At 73.0% G+C, this 18,846-nt stretch carries 16 protein-coding genes and 1 riboswitch; of the genes, 3 read left to right on the forward strand and 13 right to left on the reverse strand.

The window, feature by feature from the left end; genetic code table 11:
- The first annotated feature begins 3 nt into the window (after positions 1 to 3).
- The 3 genes from GU5_RS0110520 (at position 4) to GU5_RS0110530 (ending at position 3,468) form a co-directional block, all read left to right on the forward strand.
- Positions 4 to 957 carry a carbohydrate ABC transporter permease gene (locus tag GU5_RS0110520; protein WP_010525536.1) on the forward strand — a complete coding sequence of 318 codons (954 nt, stop codon included), beginning with the start codon at positions 4 to 6 and terminating at the stop codon, positions 955 to 957.
- On the forward strand, positions 954 to 1,850 hold the full coding sequence (locus GU5_RS0110525; RefSeq protein ID WP_010525537.1) for a carbohydrate ABC transporter permease: 897 nt from the start codon (positions 954 to 956) through the stop codon (positions 1,848 to 1,850). Before GU5_RS0110520 ends, GU5_RS0110525 begins: the two co-directional genes overlap by 4 nt.
- 61 nt (positions 1,851 to 1,911) lie before the next feature.
- Complete coding sequence (locus tag GU5_RS0110530) at positions 1,912 to 3,468, forward strand: SDR family oxidoreductase (protein ID WP_010525538.1); 1,557 nt, start codon at positions 1,912 to 1,914, stop codon at positions 3,466 to 3,468.
- A 68-nt stretch (positions 3,469 to 3,536) separates the two neighbouring features.
- On the opposite strand, the gene GU5_RS0110535 is transcribed toward GU5_RS0110530, so the two are convergent.
- The 13 genes from GU5_RS0110535 to GU5_RS15290 form a co-directional block, all read right to left on the reverse strand.
- On the reverse strand, positions 3,537 to 6,236 hold the full coding sequence (locus GU5_RS0110535; protein WP_010525539.1) for an FtsX-like permease family protein: 2,700 nt from the start codon (positions 6,234 to 6,236) through the stop codon (positions 3,537 to 3,539).
- Positions 6,233 to 7,000 carry an ABC transporter ATP-binding protein gene (locus GU5_RS0110540; protein WP_010525540.1) on the reverse strand — a complete coding sequence of 256 codons (768 nt, stop codon included), beginning with the start codon at positions 6,998 to 7,000 and terminating at the stop codon, positions 6,233 to 6,235. Before GU5_RS0110540 ends, GU5_RS0110535 begins: the two co-directional genes overlap by 4 nt.
- A gap of 212 nt (positions 7,001 to 7,212) precedes the next feature.
- Complete coding sequence (locus GU5_RS0110545; RefSeq protein ID WP_010525541.1) at positions 7,213 to 7,926, reverse strand: response regulator transcription factor; 714 nt, start codon at positions 7,924 to 7,926, stop codon at positions 7,213 to 7,215.
- 58 nt (positions 7,927 to 7,984) lie between these two features.
- On the reverse strand, positions 7,985 to 9,313 hold the full coding sequence (locus GU5_RS15275; protein WP_010525542.1) for a sensor histidine kinase: 1,329 nt from the start codon (positions 9,311 to 9,313) through the stop codon (positions 7,985 to 7,987).
- 84 nt (positions 9,314 to 9,397) lie between these two features.
- Positions 9,398 to 11,440, reverse strand: coding sequence for an alpha/beta hydrolase (locus GU5_RS0110555; RefSeq protein WP_010525543.1), 2,043 nt, complete (start codon positions 11,438 to 11,440; stop codon positions 9,398 to 9,400).
- Positions 11,437 to 11,784, reverse strand: a complete 348-nt coding sequence (locus tag GU5_RS0110560) for a hypothetical protein (protein WP_158217728.1) — start codon at positions 11,782 to 11,784, stop codon at positions 11,437 to 11,439. The genes GU5_RS0110555 and GU5_RS0110560 overlap by 4 nt, the downstream gene beginning before the upstream one ends.
- Positions 11,785 to 11,971: 187 nt before the next feature.
- Entirely contained in the window at positions 11,972 to 12,739 is a 768-nt protein-coding gene (locus tag GU5_RS0110565; protein ID WP_237704714.1) for a glycerophosphodiester phosphodiesterase, read from the reverse strand.
- Between the two features lie 31 nt (positions 12,740 to 12,770).
- Positions 12,771 to 13,790 carry an HAD family hydrolase gene (locus tag GU5_RS15280; protein ID WP_010525546.1) on the reverse strand — a complete coding sequence of 340 codons (1,020 nt, stop codon included), beginning with the start codon at positions 13,788 to 13,790 and terminating at the stop codon, positions 12,771 to 12,773.
- Positions 13,790 to 14,794: a carbohydrate kinase gene (locus tag GU5_RS0110575; protein ID WP_010525547.1), complete on the reverse strand. Its 1,005-nt coding sequence runs from the start codon at positions 14,792 to 14,794 to the stop codon at positions 13,790 to 13,792. Before GU5_RS0110575 ends, GU5_RS15280 begins: the two co-directional genes overlap by 1 nt.
- 66 nt (positions 14,795 to 14,860) lie before the next feature.
- Positions 14,861 to 16,198 (reverse strand): molybdopterin-synthase adenylyltransferase MoeB, encoded by a 1,338-nt coding sequence (gene moeB / locus GU5_RS15285; protein ID WP_010525548.1) that lies wholly within the window; start codon positions 16,196 to 16,198, stop codon positions 14,861 to 14,863.
- Positions 16,195 to 17,103: a thiazole synthase gene (locus tag GU5_RS0110585; protein WP_010525549.1), complete on the reverse strand. Its 909-nt coding sequence runs from the start codon at positions 17,101 to 17,103 to the stop codon at positions 16,195 to 16,197. The genes moeB and GU5_RS0110585 overlap by 4 nt, the downstream gene beginning before the upstream one ends.
- 13 nt (positions 17,104 to 17,116) lie before the next feature.
- Positions 17,117 to 17,356: a sulfur carrier protein ThiS gene (thiS, locus tag GU5_RS0110590; protein WP_010525550.1), complete on the reverse strand. Its 240-nt coding sequence runs from the start codon at positions 17,354 to 17,356 to the stop codon at positions 17,117 to 17,119.
- A gap of 6 nt (positions 17,357 to 17,362) precedes the next feature.
- The gene (locus tag GU5_RS15290) at positions 17,363 to 18,739 is read right to left on the reverse strand and encodes an FAD-dependent oxidoreductase (protein WP_010525551.1); all 1,377 of its coding nucleotides are present in this window, start codon (positions 18,737 to 18,739) and stop codon (positions 17,363 to 17,365) included.
- A riboswitch (TPP riboswitch) is annotated at positions 18,731 to 18,837 on the reverse strand. (Overlaps the previous gene by 9 nt.)
- Positions 18,838 to 18,846: the final 9 nt, after the last annotated feature.

Here is an 18,846-nt window from a genome sequence, read left to right on the forward strand (position 1 = left end):
GCCATGAGCCCGGCTCCAGAACAGGCCGGTCGCCGAGACCGGCGCGACGCCGAGACGCTGCGCGCCGATCGCACCGCGGAGAAGGCCGACGCGCGCCGTCGTCGCCTGCCGCTGCTGCCGGCGCTGATCTTCGTCATCGTCTGCACCCAGATCCCGTTCCTGCTGACCATCTGGTATTCGCTGCGGTCGCGGAACCTGCTGCGCCCGGAGGGCGACCAGTTCGTCGGACTGCAGAACTTCGTCGACCTCTTCGTCGACTCCACCTTCCGCACCGCGGCGATCAACTCGGTGGGGATCACCCTGGGCTGCGTGCTGATCTCCATGGTCCTCGGCCTCGGACTGGCGCTGCTGCTGGACCGCAGCTTCCCCGGCCGCGGAGTGGTGCGCACGCTGCTGATCACCCCGTTCCTGATCATGCCGGTGGCCGGCGCGATGCTCTGGAGCATCTCGATGTTCGACCCCAGCTACGGGCTGGTGAACTGGCTGCTCGAGCTGGTCGGCATCGGGGCGGTGGACTTCACCTCCCAGCACCCGGTGGCCTCGATCATCGTCGCCCTGGTCTGGCAGTGGACGCCGTTCATGATGCTGCTCCTGCTGGCCGGGCTGCAGTCGCAGACCAAGGACGTGCTGGAGGCCGCGCAGATCGACGGCGCCGGCCCGGTGAAGACCTTCCTGCTGGTCACCCTGCCGCACCTGCGGTTCTACCTGGAGCTGTCGGTGCTGCTGGGCGCGATCTACGTGGTCAACACCTTCGACCACATCTACCTGATGACCGCCGGGGGCCCCGGGACGGCGAGCGCGAACCTGCCGTTCTACATCTACCAGCGCGCCTTCCTCGGCTTCGACATCGGGCAGTCGGCGGCGATGGGCGTGGTGACGGTGATCGCGACGATCATCCTGGCCCTGCTCGCCCTGCGGCTCATCTTCCGCAGCATCAACGCGAAGGAGCAGTCATGACCACCACAGCCGAGACCGCCCGGACGCCGCAGGCGAGCCCGACGAAGGCGAGCCCGGCCCGACGGCCGGCGAGCGCCCGACGTCGTCGTCCGCTCGGCACGCTGCTGACGATCCTGACTTGGCTCATCGCCCTGCTCTTCTTCGCGCCGGTGGCCTGGATGGTGATCACCAGCTTCAAGCAGGAGTCCCAGGCGGCCTCCTCTCCGCCGACGTTCTTCTTCACCCCGACGCTGGAGCAGTACGCCGCGATCGTCGACTCGAACGCCGGGGCCTATTTCCTGAATTCGGCGATCGCCACCGCGGTCTCCACGCTGCTGGTGATCGTCATGGCGGTGCCGGCGGCCTACGCGCTGAGCATCCGCCCGGTGAAGCGCACCCAGGACGTGCTGTTCTTCTTCATCTCCACCAAGATGCTGCCGATCGTCGCGGTCATCATGCCGATCTACGTGATCGCCGGGCAGATCGGCATGCTCGACAACCTGCTCACGCTGATCGTGCTGTACACCGCGATGAACCTGCCGATCGCGGTGTGGATGATGCGCTCGTTCTTCCTGGAGGTCCCCGGCGAGGTGCTGGAGGCCGCCGCCATGGACGGGGCCTCGCTGCTGGCGACGATGCGCCGGGTGCTGATCCCGATGGTCACCCCCGGCATCGCCGCCACGGCGCTGATCTGCGTGATCTTCGCATGGAACGAGTTCTTCTTCGCGCTGAACCTCAGCGCGGCGAACGCCGCCACCGCTCCCCTGTACCTGCTGAGCACGATGACCTCGGAGGGGCAGTTCCTCGCTCAGCTCTCGGCGGCCTCCGTGCTGGCCTCGCTGCCGGTGGTGCTGGCCGGCTGGTTCGCGCAGAAGCAGCTGGTCCGTGGGCTGTCCATGGGCGCGGTGAAGTGAGGCGGAACGGGCGACGGCTCTCGCCCCCGGCACCGGCCGTCGATAGCGTAGGTGCATGGATATGATGGGCGATTCCCCGCTGCAGCTGGACCTGCCGGACGGCGACGGGCGTCGCGTCCTGGTCACGGGCGCCACCGGATACGTGGGAGGCCGCCTGATCCCGGAGCTGCTGGCGGCCGGATTCACCGTGCGGGCGATGGCCCGCAACACCGAGGACCTCGCCGACCGCCCCTGGTTCGACGCGGTCGAGACCGTGCAGGCCGATCTGCAGCAGGTCGACCAGACGGCCGAGGCGATGCGCGACGTGCACACCGTGGTGTTCCTCGTCCACTCCATGGGCGGCGGAGGCGACTTCATCGAACGGGAACGGGTCATCGCGGAGACGGCCGTCGAGGCCGCGGGACGATCCGGCGTCGGTCAGATGATCTATCTGGGCGGCCTGCATCCTGACAAGCCCCTGGAGGAGCTGTCGGCGCACATGCGCTCCCGGGAGCAGGTCACCCAGGTGTTGCTCGACAGCCCGATCCCGACGCTCGCCTTCGAGGCGGGGATCATCATCGGCTCAGGCTCCGTATCCTTCGAGATGATCCGTCACCTCTCCGAGCGGCTGCCGGTGATGACCGGCCCCCGCTGGCTGAACAACCGGATCGAACCGATCGCCATCAGGGACGTGCTCTACTACCTGGCGCAGGCCTGCGCTCTGCAGGACCCGGTCGACCGCACGTTCGACATCGGATGCGGAACGGCCCAGCCGTTCCATTCGATGCTGACCGACTACGCGGAGGTAGCCGGCCTGGCGCCCCGACGCGTCTACCCGCTGCCCATCCCGGCCCAGCGACTCTCCGGGTTCTGGATCAGCCTGGTCACGCCGATACCCCGGTCGATCGCCATGCCGCTGGCCGCCTCGCTCGCCCACGACGCCGTCTGCGAGGAGTCCGACATCACGGGGCTCATCCCCGAACCGCCCGGCGGCCTGACCGACTACCGGGAGGCCTGTCGGCGAGCCGTCGACCGGCAGCGGACCGGCACCGTGACCCAGACATGGGACGACGACCTGCGAGCCTCTCCGACCTATGACCCGGCCGACCCTCTGCCCTCGGATCCGGACTGGGCCGGCTACACGGTCTTCACCGACTGCCGGGAGCGCGACGGCGACGCGACGCCGGAGGCCGTCTGGCACGTGGTGCAGTCCATCGGCGGGACCAACGGCTGGTACTCGACGCCGAGGCTGTGGAGGATCCGCGGCCTCATGGACAAGGTCCTGGGCGGGTACGGGCTGGACCGGGGGCGCCGGGACCCCGAGCGACTCCGGGTCGACGACTATGTGGACTGGTGGCGCGTCGAGGCGGTCGAGGAGGGACGATCGGTCACTCTCCGCGCCGAGATGCGCTCGGGAGGGCGCGCCTGGCTGCAGTTCGGCGTCGAGGGTCGCGAGGACGGCGGAACCCGCCTGCGACAGCGGGCGATCTTCATCCCCTCCGGCCTCCTCGGCCGGGCCTACTGGGGAGCCATCAAGCCGTTCCATGCGCTGGTCTTCCCCACGATGGCCGAGAACATCCTCGCGGCGGCCGAGGACGAGGATCGAGTCCGGAGCGCCTCCGGCGAGCCGACGCCCTGAGCACGAGCGGTCGTCGCGAGCTCCTCGGTCGAGTCATCGGGAGCCCGCGCCGCCGCGCCGTCGGACCGTCAGCTGCTCAATCCGGCCGCCGGGGCCGTGCGGGACAGCTTCCGCGCCGGGATCGCCGCGGCCAGCACCGCGGCGAGCAGACCCAGCCCCCAGACGACGCCCAGCTGCCCGATCGGGACGTCCAGCTGCACCGTCAGCACCTCGGAGCTGACCAGCGAGGAGACTCCGGCCCAGCCGAAGAGCACGCCCAGGCCGGTGCCGAGCACCAGCGCGACGCCGGCCATCAGCAGCGCCTCGACGGAGACCATCGACCCCACGCCGCCGCGGCTCATCCCCAGTGCACGCAGCAGCGCGGCCTCCCGACGCCGCTCGATCACCGAGAGCGCCAGCGTGTTCGAGACCCCGATCACCGCGACGATCACCGAGGCGGCCAGCAGCACCAGCACGACCAGCAGCACGGCCTGGATGGTCTGCATGTTCGACGCGCGCCGGCTCGCGCCGTCCAGCGCGACGCCCGAGGCGTCCGCGGCCTCGGCCTGCTCCTGATGCTGCGCGCCGGAGGCCGCCTCCAGACTCTGCTCCAGCGCTGAGTTCAGCCGCAGCACGTCGTCGACGCTAGCCTCGTCCTGCACCCGCAGCCACGTCTGCCCGGCCGACTCTTCCACCGTCCATCCGGCCCGCTCGGCGTCGGCGGCCGAGACCAGCACCGTCGCCGGCGGCAGCCATCCGGCCCGTTCGACGTCGAGAGAGGCCTCCTGCCCCTCGACGACCGCCTCGGCGGACGCCGCCTCACCGGACATGGACACCGCCGCGAGGACGCCGTCGGGCGCGACGTACGACGACGAGACCAGAGCCGTGCCCTCCTGCGGCGCGACGTCGTCGCGCCGGGCGATCTCCTCGATCACGTCCTGCGGGGCGACGACGATCGTCGCCTCCGCCGAGCCGGACTCCGTACGCAGCATCCCGTCCGTGCCGGGGACGGTCGCCGCGGCCTCCACCGCCTCGTCGGACTCGGCGGCCCGACGGACCGAGGAGTCCGACGAGACCACGGTGCCGTCGACGGGACTGGCCTCGGCCAGGTCGGCGTCGATGGAGCGCTGGGCGGTGGCCGCGCCGACGATCATGGTGACCACCAGGGTGATGCCCACCAGCAGCGCCGACGTCGTGGTGGTGGTCCGCCCCGGCACCTGCCGGGCGTTCTGCGCGACCAGCCGCGGCACGGTCGAACCGCCGGTGAGCCGGGAGACCAGCCGACCCAGCAGCTGCACCGCCGACGGCACCACGGCGCGGGAGGCCATCAGGACTCCGGTGAAGCCGATCAGCGCTCCCCCGACGCCGAGGAACGGCAGGTCGATCATCGCCGCGGCCACTGTGGCGCCGAGTCCGAGCACGGCGCCGATCAGCCCGACCACGGTGCGCGCCGTCGGGACGCCGCCCTCGGCCGCGGCCACGTCGACCGGCCGCAGCGCCTCCATCGGCGAGGTGCTCGAGGCGCGGCGCGCCGGTCCGAAGGTCGCCGCGGTCGTGACCACGGTGCCGACGACGACGCCGGTCACCACCGCCGCCACAGTCGGGGTCGGTGTCACGAAGCTCTCCAGCCACAGCGCCCGGGCGCCGGTGCCCAGACCGACGGCCGCGCCCCAGCCCAGCAGCACGCCGACCAGCGAGCCGGCCAGCCCCAGCACCGCCCCCTCGGCGATCGTGGCGCGCTTCAGCTGGGCCGCGGAGGCGCCGATCGCGCGCATCAGCGCCAGCGACTTCGCCCGCGAGGCGATCAGCACCCCGAACGTGGTGGTGATGACCAGTGCGGCCACGAAGACCGCGACCGCGCCGAAGCCCAGGCCGATGGTCAGCAGGATGCTGCTGTCGCCGGTGCGCTGGGCGACCCAGGCGTCGACGATCTGCTCGTTGGTCATCACCGTCACCTGGTCGACGGCCAGGCCTCCGCCGTCCATCTGATGGACGGGCACGCCCGCGGCGACGAGCCCGGAGTCGGCGATCGCCTGGGCGACCCGCTCCTGCGCGTCGGTCTGGGCCCCGGGGTCGCCGTGGGCGTCGCCGGCGAGCACCACCCGGATGCTGTCCGGGCCGGCGATCGGCGCCAGCCGGTCCATCCCGGATTCGGTGAGGAGCATCCGCGCCTGCGCGGAGCTGCTCGCCTCGGTCACGCCGACGACGGTCCAGCGGACCTCCTCGGACTCGGCGTCGGGACCAGCGTCGGGACCGGCGGCAGGATCGGCCGCAGGATCGTCGGCCGCCGGGACCTCCACAGTGACCTCGTCGCCGACGCCGACGTCGTAGGACTCGGCCGTCGAGGACGGCAGCAGCGCCTCGTCCGCGCCCTGCGGCAGCCGCCCCTCGGCGGTCTCGTGGTCGGCGTGCTCGGGCAGGTCGCCCACGCTGATCATCCCCTCGCGGCCGGCGAAGTCGGCCGCGGCGAAAGCTCCGCGGATGCTCTGCGCCGAGGCGACGCCGTCGACGTCGGTGATCTGCTCCGCCAGGTCGGCGGCCGCGGTCTCGCCGGCCTGCGGATCGGGGGTCCGCCCGCCCCCGTCGGCGGACGCGGTGAGCGGCGCCGAGTCGACGACCAGGTCGGCGCCGGCGGCGTCGGCCCGGGCCTGCTCCTCCATCGTGCGGGTGAAGGAGTCGACCAGGAGCATGCAGGCGACCACGAAGGCCACCGCCACGGCGACGGCGGCACCCGCCGCGAACAGACGGGTGCCGCCGGAGCGGAGATTGGCGCGCAGCACGGGATTCACCGGCCCACCTCCACCAGCGCGGCGGCGAGCGCCTCGGCGGACTGGCCCTCCAGGGCGTCGACGACGCGGCCGTCGTCCAGCAGCACGGTGCGGTCCGCGACGGCGGCGGCACCCGGGTCGTGGGTGACCATGATGACGGTCTGGTCGAACTCGTCGACGGCGGTGCGCAGCAGCTGCAGCACCTCGTCGCCGGTGGTGTGGTCCAGGTTGCCGGTGGGCTCGTCGGCGAATATCACCGACGGTCGGGTGACCAGCGCCCGAGCGACGGCGACGCGCTGCTGCTGGCCGCCGGAGAGCTCGAAGGGCCGGTGGCCCAGCCGGTCGCCCAGCCCGAGCCGGTCGACGACGGCGTCGAGGGTCTCGCGATCGACGCGCGTGCGGCCGAGCCGCGCCGGCAGCAGGATGTTCTCCTCGGCGGTCATCGCCGGGACCAGGTTGTAGGCCTGGAAGATGAAGCCGATGTGCGCGCGGCGCTGCTCGGTCAGCCGCTTCTCGTCGAGTCCGGTGAGCTCGACGTCGCCGACGACGACGCGGCCGGCGTCGGGGCTGTCCAGGCCGGCGAGCACATGCATCAGCGTGGACTTGCCGGAGCCGGAGGGACCCATGATCGCGGTGAACTGCGCCCGGGGGATCTCCAGGCTGAGCTCGCGCAGCGGGCGGACGGCGGCGTCGCCGGTGCCGTAGGTCTTGGACAGCCGCTCGGCGCGCACCGCGGGCGCGGCCGCCTCGGGACGGGTCACGGTGGTCTCGGGGGAGGTCGTCATGGTGACGAGCCTATGGAGCTGGACACCGCCTCCACATCGGCCGACAGGACCGTCCTCGTCTCACCCTGCAGGATGAGATCTCAGCATGCCCGCCTCCTCGGCGATGAGTGCGCTCTCGGACGATGACTCCGTGGCACGGGCGGGAATACGGGCGCTTTCCCACCCGTGCCACGGAGTCATCGCCCGGCACCGGCGGGCGCCGGCAGGTCGGCTCAGCGGTCGACCAATCCGGAGTCGTAGGCGAAGACCACCGCCTGCACCCGGTCTCGGACGCCGAGCTTGGCGAGCACATGGGCCACGTGCGTCTTCACCGTGGCCTCGGAGAGGAACATCCGCGCGGCGATCTCGCCGTTCGAGTCCCCGGTGGCCATCTCCCCCAGGATCTCGCGCTCCCGGGCGGTGAGCGTCTCGAGCGTGGCCTGCTGGGCCGCGTCGGGTTCGCGGCTCCGCGCGCTGCGGGCGTCGTCGAGCAGCGTCTGGTCGAGCAGCCGCCGCGTGGTGGTCGGGGCGATGACCGCGCCGCCGTCGACGGCGGTGCGGATGGAGTCCAGCAGCACCTCCGGCTGGACGTCCTTCAGCAGGAAGCCCGAGGCTCCGGCGCGCAGCGCCTCGACGGCGTATTCGTCCGTGTCGAAGGTGGTCAGCACGATCACCGTGGGCGCGTCCGCGGCCCCGCGTCCGTCCGCGCCGCCGTCGTCGGCGTCGCCGAGCAGCCGGCGGGTGGCCTCCAGGCCGTCGAGCTCGGGCATGCGGATGTCCATCAGCACGACGTCGGGCCGGTGTGCGCGGACGGCCTCCAGCGCCTCGACGCCGGTGCCCGCCTGGGCGATGACGTGCATGTCCTGCTGCGAGTCGATCACCATGGCGAATCCGGCCCGCAGCAGGGCCTGGTCGTCGGCGAGCAGCACCGAGATCGGCGTCTCCATCGTCCCTCCCGGGTCGTCGGCATCCAGCGGTCAGCGTGAAGCACCCCGCGTGAAACGGTCAGGGTGAAACGGTCAGCGGCAGCCGCAGCACGACGTCGAAGCCGCCGGGATGCGCCCGCGTGGTGACCGCACCCCCGTAGAGTCTGGCACGCTCGTCCATGCCCAGCAGACCGGAACCGCGCCCGTCGCCGTCGGCGCCGGAGCCGACGCCGGTGTCGCTGATGCGCACCATCAGCTGGTCGCCGGGCGGCGGCTCCCGGTCCGCACGGCCCTTCTCCGGCCCCTCGACGGCGAGCGCGACGTCGGCCTGGGCTCCCCCGCCCCCGTGCTTGAGCGTGTTGGTCAGCGCCTCCTGCACGATCCGGTGGACGGCCAGTCCCGCGCCCTCGGGCAGCGGCGGAGCGTCCTCGAGCCGCGGATCCTCCGCCGTCCCCCAGCTGCTCCGCAGCGTGACGGGCAGCCCGACGGCGCGCACGTCGTCGACCAGTCGCCGCAGGTCGGCCAGCCCCGGGCTGGGCGCATAGTCGACGCCCTCGGACTGCTCGCGCAGCACGCCCAGCATCCGGCGCATCTCGGTCAGCGCCTCGCGGCCGGTGCGGCCGATCGTCTCGAAGGCCCCGGCGGCCGCCTGCGGATCCTGCCCGACCACGTAGCGGCCGCCGTCGGCCTGGGCGATCATCACCGACATCGAATGGCTGACGACGTCGTGCATCTCGCGGGCGATGCGCATCCGTTCGGCGTCGGCGGCGAGCCGGGCCTCCTGCTCACGCTCGACCTCGAGCAGCTCGTTGCGCTGGGCGATCGCGGCGATCTCCCGACGGCGCCGACCGCCGAGGTCGCCGAGCAGCCAGCAGGCCAGCACGACGGCGGCGGCGAAGCCGGTGATCAGCACCACCGGCAGCATGATCTCGACGAGGCCGGTGCCCCGCGGAGAGGTGAGCAGGTAGCCGACCAGGACGTAGAGGCCCAGCAGGAGCGCGCCGGCCAGCGCGATGATCAGATACAGGCGCGCACTCCGCCGGGAGCCGAACTTCGCCGCCGAGTACACCGCGATCGGCACGCTGATGCTCGAGAACGCCGGACCGGCGAGCGTGAGCACCTGCAGCAGGGCGCCGACGGCGATCAGACCCGCGCAGACGGCCGGGCGCAGACGACGCAGGGCCAGCGGCAGCGTGGTGAGGAGTCCGAACATCAGGACCAGAGGCCACGCGGCGGGCTCGAGACCGCTGATGAGCAGGGGATTGAACCCTCCGCTCGTCGCGGAGCCGAGGCTGAGCAGGCCCAGCGGACCGGCCAGCAGCACGGTGTCGGCGATCCAGGGACGCCCCTCCAGGAAGCGCGAGACGCGCACGTGGAACGGCGTCCGAGCGGCGGCGGTGACGGACATGTCTCCCATTGTGCCCTGGACCCCGAGGCGATGACTCCGTGGGAGGTGTGGGAATGGACGCGCATTCCCACACCTCCCACGGAGTCATCGGACGGCGGCCTCATGGGAAAGGTCCTCCACCGCGACCCAGTCCTCCCGATCCTCATGGTCCTCCAGCAGGCGACGGCGCACCGCCTCCTCCTCGTCGAGGCCCTCGAGCAGACGAGGGTCGGCCGCGTCGTAGAGCGGCAGCACCTGCTCGTCCCCGCCGGAGACGATCGCCCGGATGCTCTCCACTGCGTGGGTGTCCTCGTCGAGCACCCCGCTGTGGGCGGCGAAGGGGCCCGCCGCGGAGACCAGCTGCGGCTCGTCGCCGTCGTCGAGCACCGTGCGATCCGCGGCCCCGGGCTCCAGCTCGATCGCCTCGAGCCCCTCCATGGGGTCCTGCCAGGGCAGGGCGGCCCGGCCGTGGATGCCCTGCCAGCCGAGCAGCTCGCGGACGGGGTCGACGGCGTCGTCGCGCGCCTCGACCATGAACACCTCCGTCGACGGGTCGGCGAGGTCCTCGGACGAGGACACGCCCTTCCCCGGCCCCGAGGGGGCGATGTAGATCAGCGCGTCGGCGGTCAGCCCATGGTCCCGGTGGGCGGCGCGGCCCATATAGGCGGTCCCGGCGCTGTGCGCGCTGACCGTCGAGCGCGTCTGCTCGCCGACCTCCAGGTCCAGGGCGTGGTCGAAGGCCGCGAGGTTCCGCGCCCCGCGCTCGATCTCATCGTCGAGGGCGAAGCTCGGGTCCAGACCGTCGATGTTGTCGATGAGCTGCTGCGGCAGCTCAGCTCCCTGCCAGGAGACGCTGACGGCGCCCTGCTGTGCGGCGCCGTCCAGCGCCTCCACCCGGTCGATCTGATCGTCCAGGCGACCCGGATCGGCTCCTGTGCCGGGCACATGGATCAGCGTGCGCTCGGTCTCCGTCGTCGGCGTGCCGTCCATGACGACGATCTCGCCATGCCCGCGGGCGGAGAGGTGGACGACGGATTTCCCCGCGGCGATCTGCCGCGCAGCCTGGTCGAGTCCCGCACGCAGCGTCCGACGGCGCTCCGCGTCTGCGCCGCTCGCCTCCCGGCCCGTGCTCCGGCCCAGCCGGTGCCGCATCGCCGCGACCCGCACCGCGTTGGCCCGGGCACGCATCGCCAGCGGAATCCCGTTGAGGTTCCCGAACTCCGTCGGGTAGGCCACGACCAGCCGGCGCTGCTGCTCGGCCTCCAGACCGAGGAACCCCTCCCGGATCGCCTGCATCCCCGCGTCGGTGCGATGGTCGTGGGTCGCCATGACCTCGCGCATCCGCCGGGCGGCGCCTCCCGGCAGCGCGAACTGCGCGTCGAGGCGTCGATCGGCGAGCGCCGCGGCCGCGGCGGCGGTCTCCCCGTCGTCGAGCCGCTCGATGATCGTCTCCGGGTCCTCGCCGGCCAGCTCGTCGACGAGGCCCTCGGCGGCCGCGGCGCCGCCGGATGGCGTGCGCGCCGATCCTCCGGCCGGCGCCGAGCCGGGACCGAGCGCGGCCTCATCGGCGACGCCCAGGGATCCGCTGCTCTCGGAACCGGCGCCATGGGATCGGGCCCCGTCGGCGCCGACCGCCCGTTCGACCGCGGCGAGCTGATCGCCGACGTTCTGCTGGGCCTGCTCCCAAGCCTCGCGCAGCTCGACGACGGCGGCGTTGAACTCGGCCACGCGCAGCCGCTGCCACCACGTCTCGACCCAGGAGTCGCCGGCCTCGATCTCTGCGGCGGCGCGGAGCACCTCGCCCCGGACGGTCCCCAGCTCCTCGGCCCGCGCCTGCAGCTGCCGCGCCTGCTGCGCGAAGTCCTCCACGACCGACCCGGCCTCGGCCATGGCCGCCGACCAGGATCCGGCCCGCGGAATCAGCGGATCCATCGCCCGGTGGACGACGGCGTTGGTGGACGACTCGTCGTAGCTCGAGACCAGCCGTGACCAGCTGCCGGCGGCCTCCGCGACCGCCGTCTGCACGAATCCCGCCGCATCCGCCATGACCGCGGCCTCCGAGCCGAGCGATTCCCAGGCCCCGGTGATCTCCGGCGGCACGGCGACCTCGGTCGTCGACGCGAACACTCCCGGCAGGCCGATGCTCATGCCGGGCCCCCGCCGAGCACGGGCCCGACCCGCCGAGCCGCCGCATCCGCCGCCTGCTCCGCCGTCGCGGCCATCGCCCCATCACCGACGACGACGGCGTCCAGCGCCGCTTCCACGGCAGTTCGGCGCGTCTCCACCTCGGCCAGCACCGCAGCACCCTCCGGCGACACCCGCAGCAGGAAGGCGATGAAGGCCGAAGCAGCCGTCGTCGCCGTGCCGAAGCATCGAGACGCATCGGCGCCGGCGGCCTCCGCACGCTCCCGTGCTCGCCGTCCGGATTCGGCGAGACGCCCCACCTCCCCGACAGTGTCATAGGCCGAGATATCCATGTCGTACCGCACCATGGCCGCCCCCTCCCCTGTGGTCTGGTCTGCCTCGATGCGCCACAGACTACGCAGGCCCGAGCCGACTCGCAGGAGGATCGACGGTTCTGTGGAGAGAGGAAGGATCAAGCCCTGTGCAGGATGACGATCCTGTGCAGGAGAGCGAGACTGTGCAGGAATCGAGCCCTGTGCAGGACCGCGCCCCGCCTCACCGCTGCGGCCAGATCGAGCGCACCGCCATGACCTCGGCGAGCACCTCGGCGTCGTCGGTCATCAGCCCGTCGACGCCCATGTCCAGCAGCCGGTGCATCTGGGTGGGATCGTCGACCACCCACACGTGGACCTGCAGCCCCGCGCGGTGGCAGCGGCGGACGAAGGAGGGGCTGACCACCCGGATCGGCCCCTGGGAGACCGGCACCTGCACGCAGTCGATGGTGGCCGCCCGCTCCTGCACCCGGTGCATCAGCCCCAGCGGACCCAGCAGCACGATCAGCGCGGTGGAGAGCCAGCCGCCCGAGGTCGCCACCGTCCGGGTCAGCCGACGGGCCACGCGGTGCCGGCGGGCGTCGTTGAAGCTGGCCGCCAGCACCCGGTCATGGGCCTGATGCTCCTCGACCAGCCGGGCGAACTCGTCGACGGCCGCGGCGTCCTTCAGATCCACGTTGAGATGGACGTCGTCCCAGGCGGCCAGCAGATCCTCGAAGCGCACCAGCGGCTCGCGATCGGGTCCGACGCCGAGCTCGGCCAGCTGCTCCCAGGTGTGCTCGCTCAGCGCGCCGACGCCGTCGGTGGCCCGCTCCAGGGTCTCGTCGTGGAAGACCACCAGCGTGCCGCAGGCGGCGGTGCGCACGTCGATCTCCAGGTAGCGATACCCCAGCTCGACGGCGCGGCGGAAGGCGGCCATGGTGTTCTCCCGCCGCGGATCGGCCCCGCGATGGGCGAAGGCCAGCGGCCTGCCGTGCAGCGGTCCCGGCACGCTGTTCAGCAGATAGGGAACGGGCGGATGCTCAGGCCGACGTCGCGCCATGCCTCTGCCGCCTCGTCTCCCCCGCTCCGGTCCGGTTCTCGCAGTCCTCACGGCAGGCCTCCGTGCAGCCCGCGCCGCCGGCGAGCAGATCCTCGAGCACTTCGGCGACGCCGTCGTCGTCGCAGGTGCCGGCGACGTGGCCGGCGGCATCGCGCGCCAGCGGGTGCGCCGAGCCCACCGCCCAGGAGGTTCCGGCCCACTCCAGCATGCCGACGTCGTTGGGCATGTCGCCGAAGGCGATGACCTCCTCGCGTCCGACGGCGGCCTCGTCGGCCATCCGGCGCAGCGCCGAGGCCTTGTCCACCCCCGGCGCGGAGAGCTCCAGCAGGCTGACGCCGGGCGCGGAATGGGTGACGGTCACCAGGTGGCCGACATGGTCGCGGACGGTGGAGAGGAAGGCGTCGGGATCCATGGCGGTGGTCCTGACCAGCAGCTTCACCACGCGGGCGGCGGGCCGTCCGGCGGAGGGGCCTGAGGCGACCCCGACGTCGTGCCGGCCCAGGGTCTCGTCCAGCGGGCCGACGCGCAGCATGTCGGAGGTGACCCCGGCGGCGCGCATCCGCTCCTCCTCGAAGAACAGCGAATCCCGGGTGAAGCCCTCCTCCAGGTGGAAGGCCTCCAGAGTCTCCGCGGAGAAGGCGGCCTCGGGGTCGAGCTCCAGCAGCCGGTCCTTGGCCTCGAAGAGCGCCGACGGCGCCAGCGGATCCTGGCGCAGCAGCCGATCCTCGGCGAGGTCGTAGACCACTGCGCCGTTGGAGCAGATCACCGTGCCGAGATCGCCGAGCGCGTCGGCGACCGGCCGGATCCAGCGCACCGGACGTCCGGTCACCAGCACCACGCGGACGCCGGAGGCCGCGGCGGCGCGGAAGGCGCTGACGGTGCGCTCGGTGACGCGCCCGCCCCGGGCGTCGTCGTAGCTGAGGATCGTGCCGTCGATGTCGCTGGCGATCAGCCGGGTGCTGTCGAGCCGGCTGCGCGCCGGACGGATCGTCTCGGTCATCAGTCGGCCCGCTCCGCGGCGACGGCGACGTCGGCGGCGTCCAGCGCGGCGTCGAGCTCCTCGGCGGTGGGCGGCTGGGCGCCGAAGCGCGAGGAGGTGATCGCGGCGGCCTGGGCGGCGGCGGCCAGGACTTCTTCGACCTGTCCGCGGGTGATGGCGTGCAGCTCCTCGCGGCGCGCGGCGCCGAGCAGCCCCAGCCGGCGCAGCATCGACAGCGTGGCGGCCATGAAGGAGTCCCCGGCCCCGACGGTGTCGGCGACCTCGATCGGCACCGCCGGCTGGTCGACGGCGCCGGAGCCGGCCAGCGCCATCGCCCCGGAGGCGCCGCGGGTGATGACCACCAGCGCCGGGCCCATCTCGAGCCAGGCGCGCATGGTGTCCTCGTGGCTGCGCTCGGGGTAGAGCAGATCGAGGTCGTCGGTGGAGGCCTGGACGACGTCGGCCAGGCCGATGAAGACCTCGGCCTGCTCCCGGGCGGCGTCGCGGTCCGGGATGATCGAGGGTCGGTAGTTGGGGTCGTAGCTGATCGTCGCGTCCTCGCGGGAGTCGCGGATCAGCTGCTTGACCGTCTCGGCGCCGGGCTGGAGCATCGCGCCGATCGAGCCGGTGTGCAGCAGCTCCACCGGCGGGTGCTCGCCCGGATGGGCCTGCTCGGCCAGCCGGCGGCAGGCGGCCTCCAGCTCCTCGGCCGAGGGCAGGGACCAGTCGAGGGTGAACTCGTAGCTGGCCTGGCCGGTGGGGTCGAGGGTCGCCTCGGCCACCGAGGTCGGCTGGGCGTCGGGCTCGAGCACCGAGGTGATCCCCTGGGCGCGCAGACTGCGCGAGATCATCCGGCCGTGCTCGTCCTCGCCGTGGCGGCCGACGAAGAGCACCTCATGCTCCAGGCGTGCGAGCCCGACGGCGACGTTGAACGGACTGCCCCCGACATGCGCCTTCGGGGCGGACGTCTCCGACTGGACGACGTCCACCAGACATTCGCCGATGACTGTCAGGTATGCGCTCACCCCTCCAAACTACCGCAGTCATGCGCAGAGTGCGGAGGACCGTCCGCGATCCGGACCCCATGGACCTCAGGCGGTCGTCGCGGGATCCGACGCCGACGGCGCCGCCCCGGCGGCCTTCACCTGGTGATAGCCGCCCACCAGGTTGCGCAGCGGGGCCTCGGGAGTGCGACTGCGGATGATCTCCATGGCCTGCCGCGAGCGCACGCCCATCTTGCAGTAGACCACCACCGGCCGCTCCTCGGAGGCCTCGTCCAGCCCGGGAATGCCGGCGCCGTCATGGGCGATCGACTCCAGCGGGACGTTCACCGCGCCCTCGACGTGGCCCATGGCGTACTCCCAGGGCTGGCGGACGTCGACCACCGAGGTCAGCCGGCCGGCGGCGGCGTCGCGCTCCAGCTGGCGGACGCCGACGTCGTCGGGCTCGTAGGGGGTGCCGGTGTAGGGGTTGATCTCGCCGACCACCGGAGTCAGCGCCGGGTCCTCCGGCTCGCTCGCGTCGGAGGATTCCTCGACGTCCGCCGAGCCGTCGACCGCGCAGGCCGCCGCGCTGTCCGGGCCCGAACCGCCCAGCCCGGCGGCCGAGCCACCGCCCAGCCCGGCGACGTCGGCGCCGATGGTGGTCACCGGCTCGCGGTCCGGATCCGGGCGCAGCGCGATCTCGCGGAAGCGGGCCTCGAGCGCATCGTAGGTCAGCACCCGGCCCAGCAGCGAGCGGCCGACGCCGGCGAGGAACTTGATCGCCTCGGTGGCCATCAGCGTGCCGATCACCCCGGGCAGCACGCCCAGCACGCCGGCCTCCGCGCAGGTGGGGACCTCGCCGGGGTCCGGGGCCTCCGGGTAGAGGTCGCGGTAGGTCGGGCCGCGCCCGCCCTCGGGCTGGTGGGCGGCGTCGGGGGTCGACCAGAACAGCGAGACCTGCCCGTCGAAGCGCAGGATCGAGCCGGAGATCAGCGGCTTGCCGGTGATCTCGCAGGCATCGGAGACCACGTAGCGGGTGGCGAAGTTGTCCGAGCCGTCGATGACCAGATCCGCCGGTTCGACCAGCTCCCGCGCGTTGTCGGGGGTGACCGGCTCGCGGTGCTCGTGCACCACGATCTCCGGGTGCAGCCCGCGCATCACCTCGGCGGCCGAGGCGGTCTTGGCCTCGCCGAGGCCGGCCTCGGAGTGGATGACCTGCCGGTGCAGGTTGGAGCGGTCGACGACGTCGTGGTCGACCAGATCCACGGTGCCCACCCCGGCGGCGGCCAGATAGGTCAGGATCGGGGCGCCGAGGCCGCCGGCGCCGACGACGAGCACGCGGGCGTCGAGCAGCCGCAGCTGCGCCTCCGGGCCGAAGCCGGCCAGCGAGAGGTGGCGCTGGAACCGCTCGAGCTGGGTGGTGGAGAGCTGGGACAGATCGGTCATGTGCGGTCCTCGATCGAAGCGATGCGGCCCTCCATGGCGGAGGAGGCCTGGGCGTGGCGCCGGCGCGGGATGCGGCCGGCCTCGGCGGAGAGGTGTCCGGCGGAGACGGCCAGACGCATCGCCCGGGCCATCGCGTCGGGGTTCTGCGCGCGGGTGACCGCCGAGGCGACCAGCACCGCGTCGCAGCCGAGCTCCATCGCCTGTGCGGCCTCGGAGGCGGCGCCGACGCCGGCGTCGAGGACGACCGGCACCTGCGCGCGGGAGGCGATGAGCTCGATGTTGTGCGGGTTCAGGATCCCCAGCCCGGTGCCGATGGGAGAGCCCAGCGGCATCACGGCCGCCGCACCGGCCTGCTCCATGCGCACCGCCGCGGCCGGGTCGTCGCTGGTGTAGACCATCGGGATGAAGCCGCGGTCGGCCAGCTGCTCGGTGGCCTCGAGGGTCTCGACGACGTCGGGCAGCAACGTGTGCTCGTCGGCGATGACCTCGACCTTGATCAGGTTCGTCTCCAGGGCCTCGCGGGCGAGCTCGGCGGTGAGCACCGTGTCCTTGACCGTGTAGCAGCCGGCGGTGTTGGGCAGCACGTCGATGCCCAGCCGCTCCAGCAGCGAGAAGACGCTGGTCTTGGTCTCCGGGCTGTAGCGGCGCATCGCCACCGTGGTCAGCGTGGTGCCCGAGGCGACGAGCGCCTGCTCCAGCGCCGCCAGGTCGGTGATGCCGCCGGTGCCCATGATCAGCCGGTTGTCCAGCGTGTAGTCGCCGACCGACAGCGGAGCGGGCGCGACGTCGTCGGCGTGGTGGACGCCGCGGCCGCCGACGGCAGGAGCCGGCGTCGTCGGCTGCTCGGCGGGCTGCTCGGCAGGGTGCTCGGTCGGGCGCGGGGTGTCGGAGGTGAGTGCGGTCATCGCAGGAGTCCTCTCAGCCGCCCTGGACGGCGGTGACGATCTCCACCTGCTCGCCGTGGGCGAGCTCGGTGCCGGCCCAGGCGCTGCGCGGCACGACGGCGGAGTTGATGGCCACGGCGACGCCGAGACGGCGGCCGTCGGCGGGGGTGCCGTCGGTGTTCAGCTCGCGCCCGGTGGTGCGGGCGACGGCGTCGACGACGGTCGCCCCGTCGGGAAGCTTGGTGTCCTCGTCATTGATGGTCACGGTGGGCATGAGGTCTCACCCCTTCTGTGCAGGTGTGGGAGGAACAGGTGTCGGGTCCGGTGACATTCCCGCCGCGGCGGGCTCGCCGCATGCGCCCGGAACGCCGACGGCATGGTCGTCGGAGGGGTCGCCGGAGGGATCGTCGGGGGTCGCGCGGGTCGGGTCCATCGAGGCCAGCAGCTGCGCGTCGGCGGCGGAGAGCTCCGCGTCGACGGCGCGTCCCGCATCCGGCGTCGGCGGGCCCACCAGCGCGGCGGCCAGCCGGGCGCCGATCGGCGCCAGCAGGATGCCGTGGCGGGAGTATCCGGTGGAGACCACGACGCCGGGCTCGTCGTCGAGGAGGCCCAGCAGCGGGATGTCGTCGGGGGTGCCGGGCCGGGCCCGGGTGGCGATCTCCTCGAGCTCCATGTCCTTGACCGCCGGCAGGATCGCCGCGGCGTCGTCGAGCAGCTCCTGGACCGATCCGGCTCGGGTGCCGGCCAGTCCGTCCTCGCGGGAGGAGGCGCCGACGACGAGCCCGCCGTCGCCGCGCGGAACCAGGTAGACGCTGCGGCCGCGGACCTTCGCCCGGATCGTCGCGGTGACCAGGTGCTCCTCGCCGGGAGCCAGTCGGCCGGGGTGGACCCGCAGGCGCAGCACGTCGCCGTGGACCGGGCGCAGCGGCAGCGGGTGCCGCCGCGGGATGCCCTCGATCCGCCCGTACCCCAGCCCCGGAGCCAGCACGACCCGCTCGTCGACGAGCTCCTCGCCGGAGGCCAGGGTGAGCCGGTACTGCCGCCGATCGTCGTCCGTGCCGTCGTGGGCGCCGTCGTGGGCGCCGTCGCGCTCCAGTCGGACGACGGTCCCGCGGACCTGTTGCGCGGCCGGGCCGGCCTCGGGGAAGGCCGCCGGATCCAGCGGGGCCGCCAGCGCCTCGGCGAGCGCGGCGGTGAGCAGCCGCGGGTCCACCTGATGGTCGGAGGGCACGTCCCAGCCCTTGGAGACGCCCGGCGCCAGCGCGGGCTCGCGGCGACGCAGCCGGGAGGACGTCATCGGCTCGACCTCCATGCCGTGGGCCTGCTGGACGCCGACCAGGTCGGCGACGGCGTCGCGGTCGGAGCGGTCGGCGGCGAGCAGCACCGTGCCGTTCTCGCGCCAGCCGGTCGGCGCGTCGACGGCGCGGGCCAGCTCGGCGAGGAGGTCCGGGTACTCGGCGCGGGAGGCGGTCATGATCGGATAGAGCCGGTCCTGGCCGTACTGGACCTCGCTGATCGGGGCCAGCATCCCGGCCGCGGCGTAGGAGGCGTCGCCGCCGACGTCGGGGGCGACGAGGGTGACGGCATGGCCCTCGCGGCGCAGCCTCCAGGCGGTGAGCAGGCCCACGAGCCCTGCTCCGACGACGGTGACGCCCACTGATCTCCTCCTCACGACGGCATGATCCGCATCGAGTCCGAGTGGTCGGCGGCGTCGCCCTCTCAGCCCGGCCGGCCCGGGCTCCCACGGATGTCGCCTCCCAGTGT

Origin of the sequence: Nesterenkonia sp. F (assembly GCF_000220985.1) — a bacterium.
Classification (GTDB): Bacteria; Actinomycetota; Actinomycetes; order Actinomycetales; family Micrococcaceae; genus Nesterenkonia.